Here is a 16379-nt window from a genome sequence, read left to right as displayed (position 1 = left end):
GGCACCCCCGTGGCAACGGGCAAGGTTCGCCCTCGGCGTAGCAAGGGCCCGGTCGTCGCCGTCACCGGCGCGGCCACCGGGGCGGGACGGCTGCTCGCCGCCCGGCTCGCCGAACGGGAGGAGATCCGCAAGGTCGTCGCCATCGACGCGCACCGCGGCGACGTGCCCGGCGTCACCTGGCGTGTCGTCGACATCCGCGACCCGCTGCTGTCCAGCCGGCTGTCGGACGTCGACGTGATCGTCAACCTGGACGTCGAGCACTCCCCGGACGTGGACCCGCGCGAGCGCCGCACCCACAACGTCCGCGGGGCGCAGACCGTCGTCACCGCCGCGGCGGCGGCCCGGGTCCGCCGGGTCGTGCTGGTCACGTCCGCGATGGTGTACGGGGCGGAACCCGGCAACGAGGTGCCCCTGCCGGAGGACTCCCCGCTCCTCGCCGAGGCCAGCACCAGCATCGCGGGCGACCACCTGGAGATCGAGGAGCTGGCCGCGACCGCGCCGATCACGCACCCCGGGCTGGACGTCACGGTCGTCCGTCCGGCGGCGCTCGCCGGGCCCGGCGTCGACACGGTCGTCACCCGGCACTTCGAGGCGCCCCGGCTGCTGACGGTCAAGGGCAGCACGCCTGGCTGGCAGTTCTGCCACCTCGAAGACCTGGCGTCCGCGCTGGAGGTCGTCGTCGCCGCGGAGCTCACCGGCCCGGTCGCGGTCGGCTGCGAGGGCTGGCTCGGCCCCGAGGAGGTCACCGAGATCACCGGCAAGCGCAGCTTCGAGCTGCCCGCCGCCCTCACGTTCGGGATGGCGCAGCGCCTCCACCGGCTCGGCATGACGCCCGCGCCCGCCACCGACCTGCACTACGTCGCCTACCCGTGGGTCGTCGACTGCGCGCGGCTGCGGGCCGCCGGGTGGAAGCCGATGTACGACAACGCCGCCGCGCTCCGCGCCGTGATGGACGAGACCGCCGGGCGGCACGCCGTCGTCGGGCGCCGCGTCGGCGGCAAGGAGGCCACCATGGCGACGGCGGCGGGCGCCACCGTCGCCGCGATCGGCGCCGCCGCCGCGATCCGCCGCGCCCGCAGGCGCCGCCGCTGAGCCTTCTGCCGGCCCGGGCTAGCTCGGGGACGGCGTCGTGGACGGCGTCCCCGAGGGACTCGGCGACGGGCTGCCCGGCGGCTTCGCGGGCGTCGTGGCCTTGGCCTCGGTCGCCGCCGCCAGCGCGGCCTGCGCGTCCTTGATCCGCTTCCAGGCGTCGCCCATGCCCGGGTAGTCGCCCTTCTTCTGCGCGTTCTCGTAGTCCTGGACGGCCGTCCGCAGGTCGTTGATCGCCTTCTGCGCCTCCGCGCTGAGCTGCCCGCCCGGCGCGGTCGCCGTCGGCGGCGGCGGACCGGCGCCCGCGCCGCCGAGGACCTGTTCGAGCGCGTCGTCCAGGGTGTCGGCGGCGGCGATGCTCTCCCCGAACCGGACGAGGATCTTCCCGAGGATCGGGTACGGCTGCTGCTCCTTGCCGCCCGCCGCCTTCGTGTACATCGGCTCGACGTAGAGCAGGCTGCCGCCGAACGGGATCGTCAGCAGGTTGCCGGGGACGGTCTTCGTCCCGCCCTGTCTCAGCGCGAACAGGTCGTTCTTGACCTTCGCGTCGGTCTCGAACGAGTTCTGCACCTGGCCGGGACCGGTCGGCTGCGCGTTCCGCGGCATCTGCAGGATCTCGATCTGCCCGTAGTCCTGCCCCGGCGTCGACCCGACCGCCATGAACGCGGCGAGCTGCGCGTTGCCGCGCGGGTTGAACACCGTGGTCAGCGAGAACGACTCGGCGGCACGGCCTGGCATCCGCAGGCTCTGGTAGTAGGGCGGCTGCCGCTTGTCCTTGGCGGACGGGTCCTCCGGCACCTCCCAGAAGCCCTCGCCGTTGTAGAACGCCGACGGGTCGGTCACGTGGTACTTGGTGAGGATCTTCCGCTGCACCTTGAACAGGTCCTGCGGGTACCGGAAGTGCGCCTCAAGCTCGGGCGGGATCGACGACCGCGGCTGGACGGTGTGGTCGAACACCTTCATCCACGTCTTGGTGATCGGGTCGTTCTCGTCCCACTGGTACAGGTGGACGCTGCCGTCGTAGGCGTCCACCGTGGCCTTGACGGAGTTCCGCATGTAGTTGATGTGGTCGTCGGCCTGCCGCGCCACCGCCGACCGGGTGTCGGTGATCGTGTCGCGGGTCGCCTCGCCGAGGCTCGTCTCCTCCGCGTACGGGTAGCCGTTGGACGTGGTGTAGCCGTCCACGATCCACAGGATGCGGCCGTTGACGACGGCCGGGTACGGGTCGCCGTCGAGGGTGAGCCAGGGCGCGGCCTTCTGCACCCGCTCGCGCGGCGACCGGTCGTACATGATCTTGGCGTTCTTGTTGATCGCGCCGGACAGCAGGAGGTTCTTGTCCTGGAACTTCGCCGAGTACAGCAGCTTGTTGAGGAACGAGTCGATCGGGACGCCGCCCTCGCCGTCGTAGGTGCTGCTCTGCTGGCCCGACTCGCTGTTGTCGGGGTAGTTCAGCTCCTGCTGGCCGCGTCCGCCGACCACCGAGTAGCGCGGCGAGCGCTCGCCGAAGTAGATCTCCGGCTTCCCGACCTTGATCTTCTGGGCCGGGTCGGCGGGCATGTTCTTGGTGATGAAGTCGGGCACCCGTCCCGCGTCGAACCGGTCGCCGTACGCGGACACGAACCCGTAGCCGTGGGTGTAGACCATGTGGTCCTTCACCCAGCTCCGCTGCCCGGCGGGCGCCCCGGACAGCTCCCGGAGCGCGACGATCGTGTCGACGGGCTTGCCGTCCACCTGGTAGCGGTCGACGTCCAGGGTGTCGGGGAACCGGTAGAACGGGCGGATCCGCTGGAGCTGCTGGTACGTCTCGCCCACCACGGCCGGGTCGAGGACGCGAACCCCGCCCAGCTCGTCGGCCTCCTTCTGGAGGGCCTTCTTGTCGGTCACCGGCTGCGACCCGTACGGGACGACGCGCGCCCCGTCCACCCCGTACGCCTTGCGGGTGAACTCGATGTTGCGCTGGATGTAGTCGCGTTCCTTGGCCAGTTCGTCCGGCTTCACCTGGAACTGCTGGATCAGCAGCGGGTACACGCCGCCGAGCAGGATCGCCGACAGGACGAGGAGCGTGAACCCGACGCCGGGCAGCATCATCCCGCGCCGCAGCAGGTTGCCGAAGAACATCGCCATGCAGAGCACCGCGATGATCATGAGGATGGTCTTGGCGGGCAGCAGGGCGTTCACGTCGGTATAGGACGCGCCGGTCGTCACCCCCCGCTCGGAGTGCACCAGCCCGTACCGGTCGAACCAGTACGCGACCGCCTTCAGCAGGATGAACACTCCGAACAGCACGGACAGGTGCGCCCGCGCGGGCGGGCTCGCCTTGTCGCCGGGCCCCTGCAACCGCAGCCCGCCGTACAGGTAGTGCACCATCACGGCGGCCAGGATCGACAGGATCACCGTGGCGAACACCACGCCCAGCACGAGCCGCAGGAACGGGTACGTGAAGACGTAGAACGACACGTCCTTGTGGAACTGCGGGTCCTTCACATGGAACGGCGTCCGGTTCAGGAAGGCCAGCCACACCGGCCACTGGCCCGCCACGGACGAGCCCGTCAGGATCCCGAGCAGGCCCAGCAGCGTCCAGGAGATGATCCTGCGGCGCGGGTCGATCACCGCGCGGTAGCGCTCCAGCCCCTGCTGCTCCACCGACAGCGGCCGGTACGCGGGACGCAGCCGGTACGCGATCGCCACGTTCGCGCCGACCACCAGCGTCATCAGCAGCCCGGCGCCGAGGAACAGGACCACCTTCGCCTGCAACTGGGTCGTGTAGACCTCGGAGAAGCCGATCGAGTCGTACCAGAGCACGTTCGTGTAGACGGCCGTGAAGACCATGAACGCGACCAGCAGCACGGCGAGCGCCACCAGCGCCGGCAGCAGCAGCCGCGTCCGCCCTGTACCGAGCCGGCGCCCGAATCCGGGAGTCCGGAAGGTCACTGGCCCCTCCGATCGAGAACTTCGCCCCCACCGGCCGGGGGCCGGTGCTGTAGAAGCAACTTACCGACTGGGGCGGGGGTTCCCGCATGTCCCCGAGCCCAAAGGGGGAAAGATGGGCGTTGTGAGTCTTCTGGAAGAAGTCGTACGCGACCTCGAACGCCACTCGGCCCAGGCGGGCTGGGACGCCGCCCCCCGGCTGTACGCGCTCGTCCGGAGCAGCGAGCTGCGCCGCGCCGAGCCGGGCATCGCCGACCAGCTCCCCGACGACGCCGAGGCCCTCGTCCCCGTCGAGCAGGAGGCCCTCCCCGACCAGGACGACCTCGAGAAGGCCCTGGCCGCGATCGTCTGGCCGGACGCCGTGGACGGCTGCGCGCTCGTCATCGAGCGCGTCATCCTCCCGTCCGACGTGGAGGCCGAGATCCCCGAGGACCCCGACGAGGCGCAGGCGTTCATCGGAGCGCACCCGGCGCGCGAGGACGTCCGCATGGTGGTCGGTGTGCTCCGCGACGGCACGCGGGCCTCCGCCCTCCGGATGCGCGGCCACGACACCGAGGACGAGGTGCTGACCGGGCCCGACCTCGTCCGGAACATCCCGGACGCCCTCGTCGCGACCTTCGAACCGGACGAACCCGGCGCCGCATCGGAAAGGTAGCCTGCGGGACGTGAGCCACGACAGCCCCGCCGCCGTCATCCGGCTGATCGGCGTCCGCGACACCCCGCTCTCCATGGACGAGGCGTACGCCGCCGTCGCCGACCCCGGCGCCGGCGGCATCGCCGTCTTCGTCGGCGCGGTCCGCGACCACGACCACGCGCGGGCCGTCAGCGCGCTGTCCTACAGCGCGCACCCGACCGCCGAGCGGCGGCTCCGCGCGATCATGGAGAAGGTCGCGGCGGACCACCCGGTGATCGGGCTCGCGGCCGTCCACCGGGTCGGCGACCTGCGGGTGGGCGACCTCGCCGTCGTCGTCGCCGCGTCCAGCGCCCACCGCGCCGACGCGTTCGACGCCTGCCGCAGGCTCATCGACGACCTCAAGGAGCACGTCCCGATCTGGAAGCACCAGACCTTCGCCGACGGCGGGGACGAGTGGGTCGGGATCTGCTGACCCCCTTGACGGCATAGAGTTCCGACCATGTCTCGTCGTGCCGCCACGCTCACCGCCGCGAGCGTGCTCGTCCTCGTGCTCGCCCTCATCGGCTCCGTCATGCCGGTCCCGTATGTCGCGCTGATGCCCGGGCCCACGAGCAACACCCTCGGCACCAACGACAAGGGACAGCCCCTCATCAGGATCGACGGGCGCACCACCTACCCGGACGAGGGCCACCTCAACTTCACCACCGTCACCTACCGCGGCGGGCCCGGCGGGCGCATCGACCTCCTCACCGCGCTGCGCGGCTGGCTCGCGAAGGACACCGCGATCGTCCCCGAGGAGACGATCTTCCCGGACGACGAGTCGCAGAAGCAGATCGACGAGGAGAACACCCGCCAGATGCAGGACTCCCAGCAGAGCGCCGAGGCGGCCGCCCTGCACGAGCTCGGCATCTCGGTCTCCACCCAGGTCGTCATCGAGGGCATCCAGAAGGGGCGTCCGGCGGACGGCGTCCTCAAGCCCGGCGACGAGATCACCGCGCTGGACGGCGCCAAGGTCACGAGCGTCTCCCAGGTCACCGGCACGATGGCCAAGCGCAAGATCGGCGACACCGTCACCCTCACCTACAACCGGGCGGGCAAGGAGGGCAAGGCGACCCTCAAGACCGTCGGGGACCCGGAGGGCAAGCGCGCCGTCGTCGGCGTCGTCCTCGGCGACCAGTACAAGTTCCCGTTCAAGATCGACATCAGCATCGGGGACATCGGCGGCCCGTCCGCGGGCCTGATGTTCTCCCTCGCCATCTACGACAAGCTGACGCCCGGCCCCCTCACCCAGGGCAGGTTCTTCGCGGGCACCGGCACGATCACCCCGGAGGGCGAGGTCGGCCCGATCGGCGGCATCCAGCAGAAGATGATCGCCGCCCGCAAGGCCGGGGCCACCGTCTTCCTCACCCCCAAGGACAACTGCGCGGACGCCCTCTCCGCCCGGCCCGATGGGCTCCGGCTCGTCCGCGCCGACACGCTGCACGGCGCCGTCCAGTCCATCAACGCGATCACGTCCGGCAAGGGAAGCGTCCCGGCCTGCACCAAATGACGCCGCACCAAATGACGCCGAACGTTCAGACCACGCCCACGCGTGCAATACACTGGAGACATCGCCGCGGGGTGGAGCAGTTCGGTAGCTCGCTGGGCTCATAACCCAGAGGTCGCAGGTTCAAATCCTGCCCCCGCTACCAAGTAGTCACAGGTCAAGGCCCGGTTCTCGACATCGAGAACGCGGGCCTTCGATCGTTTTCCCGGTCGCCGGCGGGGGCGACGGGTTGTGGTCGTGCCCGAAAGGGAGTGTCCTAGTGGGAAGGACACCGGCCGCCACGGTTGGCGCGCGGCGGCCGGTGCCTGTTCTCACCTCACCCGATCGGATCAGGTGGACCCGTGCGCGCCGAAGCCGACCGCCGCGAGCGTCGAAACCGCGTACCGCAGGTAGCGCATGTTCGCCTTGATCATCTCTGTTCACCTCCCTCCGCTGCCGTGACGAGTGCGGGCGCCCTCGCCGGGAGCGGATCGGCCCGCAGGTACTGCCGGGTCGATCGCTCGCCGCCGCGGGCGAGTCGCCAGTACAGGTACTGGGCGACGATCAGGGGGCCTAGGAAGACCATGGCCGGGATGGTGTGGCCGATGACGTCGTTGCGGACGAGCGCGAACACGAGGCCCAGCGCGCCCAGCCCGGCGACGAGCGCGCACAGCCCGGCGGTCCGCCCGTACGCCTTGCGCATGACCAGCGGGAAGAGGGCCACGAACAGCAGGTCGCCGAGGCCGACGAGGTAGGACGTCGAGACGCGGGTCAGTCCCCAGCCGACGAGCGGGAACAGGGGCGCCTTGGTGAGCTTGACGAAGAGGTCCAGGGTGACGGTGAACGACCACGTGGTGACGGCGTCGTAGACGACGAGGGCGGCGGCGAACAGCGCCGTGTGGGAGGCGCGCAGCCCGCTCTGCGCCCACAGGTTGGCGACGCCGACCACCACGATCACCACGATCAGGTTGTTCACGACCAGGAACGCCGGGCCCTTGACGCTGACGACGAGGCCGAGCGCCAGGTCGAGGCCGAGCAGGGTGGCGCAGACGCCCCACAGGACCATCCCGCGGATCACGGGCTCCAGGGTGATCTGCAGCGCGCTGAGCGTGACGGCGGCGACGAGGACGACGACGACCGGCAGCGGCAGCCACAGGTAGAGGAACGGCACGAGGAGGATGCCGGTCATCGCGATCGCCACGTCGCCGAGGTTCATCACCCCGAACGGCGGGCGGGCGATCCGCCTGGTGCGGAAGTAGGTCCAGCTCCCGAGCGCCGCGAGGACGGCGAAGCCGTACACGACGACCACCGACAGGGTCATGGCCGCGGCCCTCCCGCCGGGACGAGCGCCTGCCGCGCCCCGAAGTCGCCCTCGCGCAGGTCGCAGCGGAGCGGCAGCGGGGAGCGCAGCTCGTCGGGGTCGGTCACCAGCCGGAGCCCCGCCAGCGGGACGCCCCGCTCCGCCAGCGCGGCCTCGACCGCCGCCTTGGCGGCGTCGTCCGCCGAGCGGACCACCGCCTCCACGGCGACACCGCCGGTGGTGGCGCGCATCCCGTACCGGGCGGGCAGCGGGACGGCGTCGAGCGCCTCGAGCGCCTCGGCCACGGGACGGGTGAACGTCCACCCGTGCTCGTGCCGGACGGCGTGCCGCCGCTTGCCCAGCAGCTCGGCCACGGCGGGGAGGTTGCCCATCGCGCAGTCGGCCGGTCCGTCGAGGAGGCGCACCACGTCCTCGGTGTCGTACCTCAGCAGGACGGTGGTGTCGCGGAAGGGCGGCAGCGGGGTGCCGACCAGGGTCCCCGGCGCGCCGCCGGCCGCGGGCCCGCCGTCGTCCAGGTCGAGCGCCTCCACCAGGCAGGTCGCGGGCTCGAAGTGGTAGTGGCCCCGCTCGCAGCGGCCCGCGGCGAACGGCACCAGCTCGGTCAGGGCGTAGTTCTCCAGGATCTCGGCGTCGCCGAACAGCCGCGCCGCCCGGCGGCGCAGCCCGGCGGTGAGGAGCTCCCCGCCGACGATCACGCGCTCCAGCCCGAAGTCGGCGGGGGTGCGGCCGAGTGCCTCCCCGGTCTCCACCAGCGCCGCCAGGTAGGACGGATGGGCGGTCAGCACGCTGGTCCGCGGCTTGTGCCCGGGGAGCGGCTGGACGGCGGACAGCCGCGCCAGCATCGCCTCCGGCTCGACCATCCCGGTGACGTCGACGCTCGCGCCCACCGCGGTCGCGGCGAAGGCGGTGGCGTGCACGGCGATCCGGTTCCGGGGGCTGACGGCGATCACCACCCGGTCGTCGGGCCGGACCATGTGGGACTGGAAGTACGTGATGGCGGACAGCGACGCGATCAGGTGCAGCTCGTCGTCGGACAGCCAGATCATGGTGGAGCGGCCGGTCGTGCCCGTCGTCCCGCACTGGTGGGCCGGGGCGCCGCCGCGCCGGACGAACGCGGCCGGGTCCTCCCGCAGCGTCTCTTTCGCCGTGACGGGGATCGTCGCGATGTTCTCCGCCGTCAGTGCACCCGGGTCCAGGCCGATCTGGTCGAACAGCCGGCCGTAGTAGGGGGTCTCCAGCGCCCGGACGGCCTGCGCCCGCAGCCGCCGCCCCTGCACCAGCCGCCTCGTCCCGGGGTCGAGCGCCGCTCCGGCGAGCACGTTGTCGTCGTCGCGGATCTCCCCGAACTCCTCCAGCGCCGCGCGCATGCCCTCGATCAGGCGGTCCAGCGACCGGCGGTGGAACGGCCTGCCCAGCGTCATCGACATTCCGAATCTGGCGGCGGCTATCGCGTTGATGAACATGGACCGCTACCGATCCGCCATTCCGGCGCATGCCGAAGCGCCGCGGACGTGCCGGGACCTATTACGGCACGTCCCATTCGTATCGATTGCAGGCCGGAATGCTCCGCCACTATTCATCACGAGACCTTCCCCTGTGCAGCCCGCGGTACGGGCTTCGGGACCGCAGTTCCATCCGCAATGTTCACGAGTGCAATTCGGAACTGAATGATGACCGCCGGTAATGCGGATCATGAGAATCCACGTTGGACCGGTGCCATGATTCGGTGCGTCGGAATTCGTTGTCTCGGTCCGCCTGCAACAAGGGGCCGCCGGTGGCAGCGTGACCGATCGTGTGCGCTGACCTGGTCTAGCGCGGTTTCGCCGAGGTGCCGGGACCAGGGTCTCCGCCCTGGTCGGCTCAGCGCCTTCGGTTTGACTCCGGCTCGCGAACCCTCATTCTCGCCGTCCTCGGACTTCCCTCGCGGGCGGCGTCTCGCGCCGCAGGTCAGAGGAATGTCCGCTCGATTTCGAGGATTGTCGGCCGGTGTCTCCTACCATGCCCCCTATGGTTTGTCCTCTACCCGACCCCCTCCGGGCGGGCGGTTGAGCATGACAGTAGAACCCACTTCCCGAACCGTCCAGTCTTTTCGCGCGCGGCTTTCATTTCTGGCAAATTCCGGCCGCCCGTGAAGACATTTCGCATCCGGCCGGGGCCGGGTCAGGACGCTGCACCGCGCCGCGCCGCTGCCGACGTCAGGGGCCGGTTCTCGTCATCGAGAGCACGGGCCCCTGGTTCTGCGCGGTGGGAAGCCGGACCGTCACGATCAGGCCGCCGCCCGAGCGGGGCGTGAGATCCAGGGTGCCGTGGTGGGCGTGGACGATGCTCTGCACGATCGCCAGGCCGAGGCCGACGCCCGCGTGCTCGGTGGTGCGGATGCGCTGGGTGCCGCGCTGGAAGGGCTCGGCGAGGGTCGGCAACAGCTCGGCCCGCAGCCGAGGCCCGGTGTTGTGGACCTGGAGGACGCTCGCGCCGTGCTGCGTCGCGGTGTGGACGGTGACGGCGCCGCCGGTGGCGATGTTGTGGACGACGGCGTTCTGGACGAGGTTGGTCACCATCCGCAGGAGGAGTTCGGCGGAGCCGGTCGTCTGGGTCGGTTCGCCGGTGACTTCGAGGGTGATCTGGCGTTGCTCGGCGAGCGGGAGCAGTGTTTCGGACGCTTCCTCGGCGATGAGGGACAGGTCGACGGGTTCGCGGGCCAGGCCCTGGCCCTTGCTGCGCGACAGCAGCAGGAGGGCCTCGGTCAGGTCGATGGCGCGGGTGTTGACCTTGTGCAGGCGTTCGAGGAGCTCGCGCTTGTCGCGGGTGGGGTCGGTGCGGGCGACGTCGAGGATCGCGCGGGTGATCGCCAGGGGAGTGCGCAGCTCGTGGGACGCGTTGGCCGCGAACCGCTGCTGTTCCGCGATGTGGGCCTCGTGCTGGTGGAGCATCGCGTCGAACACGTCGGCGAGTTCGCGGAACTCGTCCGCCGGGCCGTGCAGGTCGATCCGGTGGGACAGCGACCCGCCGGCGGCCAACCGCGCGGCGGTGGTGATCTGGGTGAGCGGGGCGAGCATCCGTCCGGCCAGGAACCACCCGCCCGCGAGGCCGAACAGCAGCAGGACGAACATCGCGGTGGCCGCGCGGGGGAGGAAGGCGCGCACCAGGTCGCCGCGGTTCGGGATGTAGCCGCCGGGGCCGTACAGCGTGTTGACCGGGACGTACCGCAGCAGGAACACCCACACCACGGCCAGCAGCAGGGCGCCGGCGAGCAGGAGGAACCCGGCGTAGCTGATGGTGAGTTTCAGCCGGACGCTGAGCCCGGGGCGCCTACCCACGGGCGCCGCCGATGCCGGTTCGGCGGGCGGCGCCCGCCGGGCGGGGGTCGTCGTTCACGGTCAGCACGCGCATACCCGCAGGCTAGGCGGGATGGCGTATCGCTGACATATCGAAATCGGCGCGCCCTCACCCGGGCGTGTTCGCGGTGCGGCCGGGGACGGCGGCGGCGTCGACCAGGCGCGCGACCAGCTCCTCGTAGGACACCCCGGCCGCGGCGAACATCCTCGGCACCTGGGATTGGGCCGTCATCCCCGGCATGGTATTGACCTCGTTGAGGACGGGGCCGTGCTCGGTGAGGAAGAAGTCGACGCGGGCGACACCGGCGCAGCCGAGCGCGTCGAACATCCGCAGGGCCGCCTCGGTCAGTGCCTTCCGTTCCGTGTCGGTGATGTCGGCGGGGACGCTGAACCGGGCGGATCCGTCGTACTTCGACGCGGTGTCGAACACGCCGTCCGCGTGGATCTCCAGCGGCGGCGCCGCCCAGCTCCGGCCGTCCGCCTCCCGCAGGACGGCCACGTCGATCTCCCGGCCGACCACCACGTCCTCGACCAGGATGCGGTCGTCGAAGCGCGCCGCGTCGCGCAGGGCCTCGCGCAGCCGGACGGCGTCGCGCGCCAGGGCGACGCCGAAACTCGATCCGGCCGAGACCGGCTTCACCACCACGTCGGTCTTGAACTCGACGTCGAAACGGCCGGCCGTCACCAGGCGGCCGGGGGCGGTGTCGATCCCGACGGCCTCCGCGACGAGCTTGGTCGCCCACTTGTCCATGCCGAGCGCTCCGGCGCGCAGGCCGGAGCCGACCATCGGCGTGTGCGTGAGGGCGCACAGGGCCGCGAGCGTCCCGTCCTCGCCGACCGGGCCGTGGACGGCGGGGAACACGGCGTCGGCGCCGTCGACGACGTCCAGCGCGGCCGCCAGGGAACCGGCGGGCCGCGGGCGGAGCGCGCTCGGCCCGCGCCGCCACGTCCCGTCGCGGCCGATGGTCAGCTCGTCGACGTCGAAGCCGCCGGACCGCAGCGCCGCCGCGATCGCCGCCGCCGTGGCCAGGGAGACGTCGTGCTCGGCGTTCTCCCCGCCGCCGATCACCACGACCCGCCGTGTCGTCTTGTTCAAGGGGCGCTCCTTTTCACGCGGTGCTTCTGCGCACGCGGGGGCCGATGCCGGTGACGATGGTGTGCGGGATGGTCCCGGCCCAGCGGGCCCAGTCGTGGACGGACGGGGTGGCGCCCCCGTCCGGGCCGAACACGGTCGCGGACGTGCCGACCGGGAACGCCTCGGCGCCGGTGTCGATCACGATCTGGTCCATCGAGACCCGTCCGACGACCGGGAGGCGGCGCCCGTGGATCTCGACCCCGGCCTGCGGCGACAGCTCCCGTGGGATCCCGTCGGCGTAGCCGAGGGGGAGGACGCTCAGATGGGTGGCGCGGCCGGTGACGTACGCGCCGTCGTAGCCGACCGGCGTCCCGGCCCCGACCCGGGCGGTGTGCACGATCGGTGCGGTCAGCCGGGACGCGCCGTGCATCTCCACGCTCCCGGACGGGTCGATGCCCACCAGCCCCGCCCCGACGCGGACCAGGCCGAAGTGGGTCGCCGGGTCGGTCAGCGTCCCGGACGTGGCGGCGAGATGGGTGACCGGCGAACCGAACCCGGCCGCCCGGACCATCCGGACCGCATCGCGCATACCCGCGACCGCCCCTGCGTTCTCCGCCGGATCGGCGCGGTCGGCCAGCGGGAGATGCCCCATGACGCCCGTGACGCGGACACGCCTGGCCCGCTGCCCGCGCCGGGCGAGGCCGAGCAGCTCGTCCCACTGCTCGCGGGGGCAGCCGCCACGGGACATGCCGGTGTCCACATGGAGGTGAATCCGCACCGTCGTCGGCGCGGTTTGAGTCAGGAGCGTGGCGAGTTCGTCCACCGACCCGACCGCGACGTCCACCATGGCGACCGCCGCCGCTTCGGCGTCGATCCCGGACGGGTGCAGCCAGGTGAGGATCGGCACCTCCAGCCTGGCGGCGCGGAGCGCGGAAGCCTCGGCGAGGCTGGTCGTCCCGAGCCATCCGGCGCCGGCGGCGACGGCGGCCCGGGCGACCGTGACGGCGCCGTGGCCGTAGCCGTCCGCCTTGACGACGGCCATGATCGTGCTCCGCGTCCGCGCGCGGACCCTCGCCACGTTCGCGGTCACGGCGACGGGCAGCGTCTCCAGGGTGGGCGCGGGAAAGGTGCCCCGCTGGGCCGCGATGGCGGATCGGCTCACCGCCGCATCCTGGGGTCTTCGGTCGGATCGGCGTACATCGGCGGGCAGCCGTTCCTCACCGCCTCCGGACGCAGCTCGAAATGCCAGGGCTCGTTCCGGTAGATCTGGCACAGCCCGTACGCGGCGCCGTGGTCGGAAAGCCAGGCGGCGGCCTCCGGAGGGCCGATGTCGACCGCCTCGCCCGACACGTGGGCGGACGTCTCCGGAGTGGCCACCCAGCGGGCGGCCTCGTCCGGCGAGCCGTGCCTGGCGATGGCGTCCCGCAGCAGCCGCCGCTGGTGCTCGGGCGTCCGCCGGCCGCTGTTGACCCGGAGCCGGACGCCGTCGGACTCCGCGTCCGCCGCCGCCCGGCGGAGCGCGTCGCGGAGGTCCGGGTCGAGTCCCGCCACCGCCGGGGAGCCGTCGTCGAAGACCGAGACCGCCGCCCCGCCGGGAACGGCGCCGTCGCTCTCTGACACTGATGCGCTGTGGTTCATGCCTCCACTGAAGAAGGAAGATCGTTGCGAGGGCGTATGCGGTTTTCGATACGTCCGCGATACACGGCGTCGAGGCGCGGCCCCGGGCGCGGCGGGCGGGCGCGGTCCCCCTTTTCGGGGGTGGTCAGGGGCATCTGCCAGCGGCCGCGCACGCCCTCGCGGGACGCGGCATACGAAAGGGCGACCGGCTCGCGCTGCTCAACCACAACTGCTGGCAATACGCCGTGACGGTGTTCGCCACCGCCGGAATAGAGGGCGGCGTGCGCGGGGCGATAGGCGGCGCTCCCGCCGAGGGCTGGGAAGACGTCGACATCTGCTGGACGTCCGGCCCGGAAACCGCGCCCGACGTCCTCGTCGAAGACGACGACCCGCTAAGGCTCTACGAGCTGGACGGCGTCGCCGAGGTCGCGGTGTTCGGCATCGGCCACCTTCGCTGGATCGAGGCGGTCACCGCGGTCGTGGTCCCGAAGCCCGGCACGTTCCTGACCGCCGACGACGTCCACGCCCACACCCGCGCCCGCCTCGCCGGCTACAAACGCCCGAAGTACATCGGCTTCGCCGAGGCCCTCCCCAAGAAACCCAGCGGAAAAATCCTCAAACGCACTCTCCGCACCGAGCACGCCCACTTCGCCCAGGCGGAGTCCTAGGGGACGTCCTGCTTCAGGTGGGGGGCGAGGGTCAGGGCGAGGTGGAGGGTTAGGCGGTCTTGGCCGTTGGTCAGGGCCAGGGACGTCAGGTCTTCTATGCGGCGCAGGCGGTGGTAGAGGGTCTGGCGGTGGATGTTGAGGGTCTGGGCAGTCTTCTGGACGTTGCCCGCCAAGTCCAGGTAGGTGCGCGCCGTTTCGGCTAGGTCGGGGTGTTGGAGGAGGCGTTCGGCGCCTTCGGTCTGGGTCGACTGGGTGAGGGCCTCGTCGCCCGCCGTGCGGAGGAGGCGGAGGGCGCCGAGGGACCTCCAGTCGCGCGTCTCGCCGGGGGCCGCCACGCGGGCGGCGACGCGGGCGCGGAGCCACCCCTCGTGGACCTGGTCGAGCGCGAGGCAGGGGGAGTAGACGCCCGCCCGGACGGTGACGTTGCGCTCCTCCAGGAGGCGCCGGGCCCGGTCGATCGGCGCGGCCGACGTGGACGGGATCACCAGGACGTGGTCGCGCTGCCACACCGTCGTCAGGGCGGAGTGGGGGAGCAGCCACGGGTTGAGGGGCTCGGCGCTCGGGGTGCGCAGGACGGCGACCGTGAAAGGCGGCTCGGCGACGCCCGCGTCGGTCAGCTCGTCCGCCGCCTGGGTGCGGACGTCGAGGTGGGTGGAGAGCAGGTCGGCGACCCGCCAGCCGAGGTCGTCGCGCTCGCGGGCCTGGCGCGCCATGAGCAGGGCCGCGCGCTCGCAGAGGGGCATCGCCTGGGCGGCCTGGGCGGGGGTGATGCGCTCCTGGTCGTCGAGGAGCCAGAGGTAGCCGTAGGTCACGTTGTTCCAGCGGACGGGCAGGCACAGCCGTCCGAGCTGCCCGACGGACGTGTCCGCCGGGATGCGCACGGGCCCCGTCGCGCGGGCGATGCCGTGCCGCTCGAACCGGGTGCGGACGGCGAGCGTCGCGCGGCGGTGGAGGATCGAGTCCATCCGGACGGGGTCGATCGTGTCCCCGTGGGCGGCGTAGGCGACGAGGTGGAAGTCGCGGTCCTCCAGCGTGGCGGGGGCGCGGAGGAGGTCGGCCGCGTGTTCCGCGATCTCCTGAAGGTCCATGAACGCCCATCATACGTCTGTATGAAGAAATCGCGCGCTTAAAGTCGCATTTGGCTATACGGCGAGGTGGCCGGGCGCTCCTACCGTGCGAGGTGTTCCCAGACGTTGGAGGGTCCGATGCTCAGTCCCCTTCTGCTCGCCGCCGCGCGCAGCCGGCGGATGCGTGGCCTCGTCACGTCCATCCCCCTGACCAGGGGAGTCGTCGACCGGTTCGTCGCCGGTGACGATCTCGCCGGCGCCCTGCACGCGGTCGGCGAGCTGGACGCGGCCGGACTGCGCGTCACGCTCGACCACCTCGGCGAGGACACCAGGGACCGGGCGCAGGCGACGGCCACGCGGGACGCCTACCTGGAGCTGTTCACCGCCTTCGCCGACCACGGCTACGCGGGCGGCGCGGACGCCTCGGTGAAGCTGTCGGCGCTCGGCCAGGCGCTCCCCGGCGACCTCGCCCTCGACCACGCCCGCGAGATCTGCGCCGCGGCCGGACGGGTCGGGATGACCGTCACGCTCGACATGGAGGACCACACCACCGTCGACTCCACGCTGGAGATCCTCGGGAAGCTCCGCGTCGACTTCCCCTGGGTCGGCGTCGCCATCCAGTCGATGTTGCGTCGTACGGAAGGCGACCTCAAGGATCTGGTCGGCGAAGGGTCGCGGGTCCGGTTGGTGAAGGGCGCGTACGCGGAGCCCGCGTCGGTGGCCTTCCAGAGCAAGCGGGACGTCGACCGCGCCTACGTCCGCGCCCTCCGGACGCTGATGAACGGCGACGGATACCCGATGGTCGGCAGCCACGACCCGCGGATCATCGAGATCGCGCTGTCGCTGGCCGCGGGAAGAAGCCCGTCGTCCTACGAGTTCCAGATGCTGTACGGGATCCGGACGGCCGAGCAGCGGCGCCTCGCCGAGGGCCACCGGATGCGCGTCTACGTCCCGTACGGGGCCGACTGGTACGGCTACTTCATGCGGCGGCTGGCCGAGCGTCCCGCCAACCTCGTGTTCTTCCTCCGCTCCTTCACCTCCCGCTGACCCGCCTTCCGCTGACCCGCCCGCCGCTGACCCGCCCCCCGCTCGCCCGCTCATTCCGCCGACTCCACAGGAG

Annotated in this window: 14 protein-coding genes and 1 tRNA gene; 7 read left to right on the top strand and 8 right to left on the bottom strand. The window is 71.8% G+C overall.

All coding sequences use genetic code 11. From position 1 onward, the window contains the following. Positions 1–9 precede the first annotated feature (9 nt). A complete protein-coding gene (locus FXF68_RS14770; protein WP_148759570.1) occupies positions 10–1092 on the top strand; it encodes an NAD-dependent epimerase/dehydratase family protein in 1083 nt (360 codons plus the stop codon). A gap of 18 nt (positions 1093–1110) precedes the next feature. Here FXF68_RS14770 and FXF68_RS14765 read toward each other — a convergent pair whose 3' ends face one another. After that, complete coding sequence (locus FXF68_RS14765) at positions 1111–4020, bottom strand: UPF0182 family membrane protein (RefSeq protein ID WP_148759569.1); 2910 nt, start codon at positions 4018–4020, stop codon at positions 1111–1113. Between the two features lie 112 nt (positions 4021–4132). Here FXF68_RS14765 and FXF68_RS14760 point away from each other — a divergent pair, with 112 nt between their 5' ends. The 4 genes from FXF68_RS14760 to FXF68_RS14745 all read left to right on the top strand — a co-directional run bounded on the left by FXF68_RS14760 (position 4133) and on the right by FXF68_RS14745 (position 6342). Continuing rightward, on the top strand, positions 4133–4672 hold the full coding sequence (locus FXF68_RS14760; protein WP_148759568.1) for a PPA1309 family protein: 540 nt from the start codon (positions 4133–4135) through the stop codon (positions 4670–4672). 10 nt (positions 4673–4682) lie between these two features. After that, on the top strand, positions 4683–5123 hold the full coding sequence (locus tag FXF68_RS14755) for a molybdenum cofactor biosynthesis protein MoaE (RefSeq protein ID WP_281292209.1): 441 nt from the start codon (positions 4683–4685) through the stop codon (positions 5121–5123). A 27-nt stretch (positions 5124–5150) separates the two neighbouring features. Next, positions 5151–6200: a YlbL family protein gene (locus FXF68_RS14750; RefSeq protein ID WP_148759567.1), complete on the top strand. Its 1050-nt coding sequence runs from the start codon at positions 5151–5153 to the stop codon at positions 6198–6200. Positions 6201–6265: 65 nt separating this feature from the next. Further along, a tRNA-Met gene (locus tag FXF68_RS14745) sits at positions 6266–6342 on the top strand. Positions 6343–6606: 264 nt separating this feature from the next. Here the strand turns inward: FXF68_RS14745 and FXF68_RS14740 are convergent. From FXF68_RS14740 to FXF68_RS14715, 6 genes are all read right to left on the bottom strand, one after another. Beyond that, on the bottom strand, positions 6607–7497 hold the full coding sequence (locus FXF68_RS14740) for a hypothetical protein (RefSeq protein ID WP_148759566.1): 891 nt from the start codon (positions 7495–7497) through the stop codon (positions 6607–6609). After that, positions 7494–8918: a phenylacetate--CoA ligase family protein gene (locus FXF68_RS14735; RefSeq protein ID WP_148759565.1), complete on the bottom strand. Its 1425-nt coding sequence runs from the start codon at positions 8916–8918 to the stop codon at positions 7494–7496. Before FXF68_RS14735 ends, FXF68_RS14740 begins: the two co-directional genes overlap by 4 nt. Before the next feature lie 774 nt (positions 8919–9692). Continuing rightward, on the bottom strand, positions 9693–10814 hold the full coding sequence (locus FXF68_RS14730) for a sensor histidine kinase (protein WP_148759564.1): 1122 nt from the start codon (positions 10812–10814) through the stop codon (positions 9693–9695). 127 nt (positions 10815–10941) lie between these two features. Beyond that, on the bottom strand, positions 10942–11928 hold the full coding sequence (locus FXF68_RS14725) for a D-alanine--D-alanine ligase family protein (protein ID WP_148759563.1): 987 nt from the start codon (positions 11926–11928) through the stop codon (positions 10942–10944). Positions 11929–11941: 13 nt separating this feature from the next. Further along, the gene (gene alr / locus FXF68_RS14720; RefSeq protein ID WP_148759562.1) at positions 11942–13069 is read right to left on the bottom strand and encodes an alanine racemase; all 1128 of its coding nucleotides are present in this window, start codon (positions 13067–13069) and stop codon (positions 11942–11944) included. Then, entirely contained in the window at positions 13066–13527 is a 462-nt protein-coding gene (locus FXF68_RS14715; protein ID WP_246178694.1) for a M15 family metallopeptidase, read from the bottom strand. Before FXF68_RS14715 ends, alr begins: the two co-directional genes overlap by 4 nt. A gap of 242 nt (positions 13528–13769) precedes the next feature. Between FXF68_RS14715 and FXF68_RS14710 the strand changes: the two genes are divergently transcribed. Further along, entirely contained in the window at positions 13770–14192 is a 423-nt protein-coding gene (locus FXF68_RS14710; RefSeq protein ID WP_222869948.1) for an AMP-binding enzyme, read from the top strand. On the opposite strand, the gene FXF68_RS14705 is transcribed toward FXF68_RS14710, so the two are convergent. After that, positions 14189–15280 carry a PucR family transcriptional regulator gene (locus tag FXF68_RS14705; protein WP_148759559.1) on the bottom strand — a complete coding sequence of 364 codons (1092 nt, stop codon included), beginning with the start codon at positions 15278–15280 and terminating at the stop codon, positions 14189–14191. The genes FXF68_RS14710 and FXF68_RS14705 overlap by 4 nt on opposite strands. A 117-nt stretch (positions 15281–15397) precedes the next feature. Here FXF68_RS14705 and FXF68_RS14700 point away from each other — a divergent pair, with 117 nt between their 5' ends. Continuing rightward, complete coding sequence (locus FXF68_RS14700; protein WP_148759558.1) at positions 15398–16306, top strand: proline dehydrogenase family protein; 909 nt, start codon at positions 15398–15400, stop codon at positions 16304–16306. The last annotated feature ends 73 nt before the right edge of the window (positions 16307–16379 follow it).

The organism is Actinomadura decatromicini, from assembly GCF_008121305.1.
Lineage (GTDB): Bacteria > Actinomycetota > Actinomycetes > Streptosporangiales > Streptosporangiaceae > Spirillospora > Spirillospora syzygii.
Note: the sequence above shows the minus strand (reverse complement) of the source record. Positions and strands in the feature narration are given on the sequence as shown.